Origin of the sequence: Catonella sp. (assembly GCF_052169795.1) — a bacterium.
Lineage (GTDB): Bacteria > Bacillota > Clostridia > Lachnospirales > Lachnospiraceae > Catonella.
In genome coordinates, this window is the sequence record NZ_JBQNBU010000152.1 from 1 (window position 1) to 3,116 (window position 3,116).

Here is a 3,116-nt window from a genome sequence, read left to right on the forward strand (position 1 = left end):
GAATAAGTACAAGATGGAAAATGTTTCACGTGAAACATTTTGAAAGAGGTTATTATGAGTATATATAATTGGATTATGAAAGTATTTTTTGATACATATGAAGAATGGCGTATGAAAAATCCAACATATAATAGAAATGGTTTTCATATTGTTGGAATTGATAATTCACTAAAAGCTATGCATGATGGCTATTTCATGTACACAGAGATATATCCGCCATATGCAATAAAAGGCTGCACTTTAATGAAGGCTATTGCCGGGAAAAGCGAAGAACTGTTAGATTTATATATGGAAATTAATGGAAAGAAATATTGTATCTCTGATTTGAGCTATGATGATGCAATAAAAATAATGAGAGCATTTGTGCAAAAAGAGATTCTTCCTGAGGAGAAAAACTATGTAGAAGTTTTGGAAGATGAGGATGGGAAAGTTCAGAAAGTATTTGCAGAATTATCAGAAGTGCTATTAGGAAATGCTAAACACACAACACAATTTCTTAAGAAAGTAAAACCTGAAAAAATGCAAGACATGGAAGATGCCTGGCTTGAACTTTATGAAGAATTGTTGGACAGGGGTATGGCAATTGAGCTCGACTGGAAAATCAGAAAAGATGACTTTATCTCTGCTGTAAAAAAATTGAGTACAGGTTTGGAACTTGAAATAAATGAGGAAATATTAGACAGTGATGAAGACATTCCAAGATGGGGCAGAATAATTAATTCTCTATGGACAGAATATGTTTTATCAGCAATGGATGTAGGAAGTGACAGTTATGTATTGATGATATTAAGTAAAGATGATTTTGTAAGAGCAAAGAAATTGGCAAAGGAAATATTGCAACGAATAGCTGTTATCGAAGAAATGTAAAAAACTGTTTTGGAGGTTTTAAACATGAAAAAACGAAATGTGGCTATTGTATGCATATTGTTAGCTATTGTTCTTCTCATACCAATTCCGTTGCGATTAAAAGATGGTGGTACTGTGGTGTATAAAGCTTTGGCTTATAGTGTTTCAAGAGTTCATAGACTAGCATCTGTAAAAGCTGAAAAGGAATATGAAGAAGGAATTATTATTAAAGTTTTAGGTATTGAAGTTTATAATAATGTTGAATAGTGCAATGTGATTATACTGATAATTTAAAAAATATTTTTACAAGTATTTTATAAAATAGAATTAATTATGCATTTAAATAATTTGTGGAGCCACTACTTTTATTTAAATGTTTCACGTGAAACATTTTATCGAAATATAATTATATACTGATAGATGACAAGAATTAGATTAATATTGAGTTTTGGTTCCGGTTTAGTATTTGTTATATTAGCAAATTAGAATTTGTATAGGTGAGAAAAATGTAATGGCAACATATTCAACCTAAATCGAAATAATATAAAATTACGAGGAGATTATAAGATGAGCAATTATATAAAATTAAATGAAGATAGATGGAATAATGTAAAAAATGACTATACTGAGCCATTGACACATGAAGAATTAGAAGAAGTTAGAAACAATCCAATTTCTGTTGCATTAACTGTTGGGAAAAAAGTTCCAAAAGAATGGTTTGAAAAAGCAAACGGAAAAAAGATATTAGGTTTAGCTTGTGGTGGTGGACAGCAAGGACCGGTTTTTGCTATAAAAGGTTATGATGTAACCATAATGGATTTTTCTAAATCACAATTACAAAGAGATGATATGGTTGCTAAAAGAGAAGACTTAAAAATCAACACAGTTCAAGGCGATATGACAAAACCATTTCCATTTGAAAATGAAACTTTTGATATTATTTTTAATCCGGTTTCAAATGTATATGTAGAAGATTTAGAAAACATATATAAAGAAGCCTCTCGAGTATTGAAAAAGGGTGGACTGTTAATGGTCGGATTTATGAATCCTTGGATATATATGTATGATGCTGACATTGTATGGGACAAACCCGATGAGGAATTACTTTTAAAGTTTTCAATACCTTTTAATTCAAAAGAGCTTGAAGAGGAAGGCAAGATAACCATAAATCCGGAATATGGATATGAATTTAGCCATACCTTAGAAACTCAGATTAGAGGACAACTTAAAAATGGTCTCGCTATGATAGATTTTTATGAATCGTGTGACAAAAGAAATAGATTATCACGTTATGGAAATGACTATATAGCTACACTCTGCATTAAACTATAATGTTATATAATATACTTAAGGAGAATAGCCCGTTTAAGTTTCCGTAAAGGTTAAAATCTAAATACCGGTATGTCTTGATATTCGAAATAAATATTTTTATTGAGAATTAAGAAAATACTAAATATGCCTTATTTGAAATAAAGAGGTATTATATATGGAAACAAGAGAATATTTTAAGGATATAGGATATAAACCGTTTTTATTTTATGTTGTTTTTGGAGTTACAGGTGAAAAATTGCAGGTGTCAAAAAGCAGACATCATGTGGATGTATTCCCGGATGATTTAGAAATTCATTCATTATGTAGAACTAATCATGCAGACTATATAAATGGATTTTTTGAAGGAACCTTGGGCAAGATATTAAAGGAAGCAAACAGAGAGCTGTATGAAAAATGTTTGAATACTGAAGATTGTGCAGTCATTAAGGGCTATATTAAAGATGATTCTAACCTTGAGTATATGAGAAATGTTATCGGAATTGTTCAAGCTTTTGTTGAACAGGGAGCAGTCGGAGTACTTGATTTGTTGACTTTTTCAATGTATGCTCCAAAAGAATGGGAAGAAAACTTCTTTGACAGGGAAATTACTGCAAAAAACAATGTAGTTATATTGCTGTCAGAAGAACAAGATAAGTATTGGATGCATACAAGAGGAATGGCAAAGTTTGGAAGACCTGATTTTAGTTTGCATAATGTAGATAAAAATACCATTGATAAATGTAAGGTGATTCTTGATTATATGATGATACACTGTATTAAGGGAGAGTTTTTTAATAGTGAATTTATAATAAATACAAAAAATGGAGATACTTATAAGGTCAAGAGCAAATTTGTTGATGATTTTGAAAATGATGACTTTAACAATGCATATTGTGAGATAGATATAGGTTAAAAATTGACTTCAACCTTTTTTTGAAAATATCAACAAAATGTTTCAC

The 3,116-nt window shown here is 30.2% G+C and carries 4 protein-coding genes; all 4 read left to right on the plus strand.

Annotated elements, in window-relative coordinates; translation table 11 throughout:
• The first annotated feature begins 54 nt into the window (after positions 1-54).
• Positions 55-867, plus strand: a complete 813-nt coding sequence (locus ACTTKP_RS11800) for a DUF6630 family protein (RefSeq protein WP_442554086.1) — start codon at positions 55-57, stop codon at positions 865-867.
• Positions 868-891: 24 nt separating this feature from the next.
• The gene (locus ACTTKP_RS11805) at positions 892-1,113 is read left to right on the plus strand and encodes a hypothetical protein (protein WP_442554087.1); all 222 of its coding nucleotides are present in this window, start codon (positions 892-894) and stop codon (positions 1,111-1,113) included.
• Positions 1,114-1,413: 300 nt separating this feature from the next.
• Positions 1,414-2,178 (plus strand): class I SAM-dependent methyltransferase, encoded by a 765-nt coding sequence (locus ACTTKP_RS11810; RefSeq protein WP_442554088.1) that lies wholly within the window; start codon positions 1,414-1,416, stop codon positions 2,176-2,178.
• A gap of 154 nt (positions 2,179-2,332) precedes the next feature.
• Complete coding sequence (locus ACTTKP_RS11815; RefSeq protein ID WP_442554089.1) at positions 2,333-3,070, plus strand: hypothetical protein; 738 nt, start codon at positions 2,333-2,335, stop codon at positions 3,068-3,070.
• Positions 3,071-3,116: the final 46 nt, after the last annotated feature.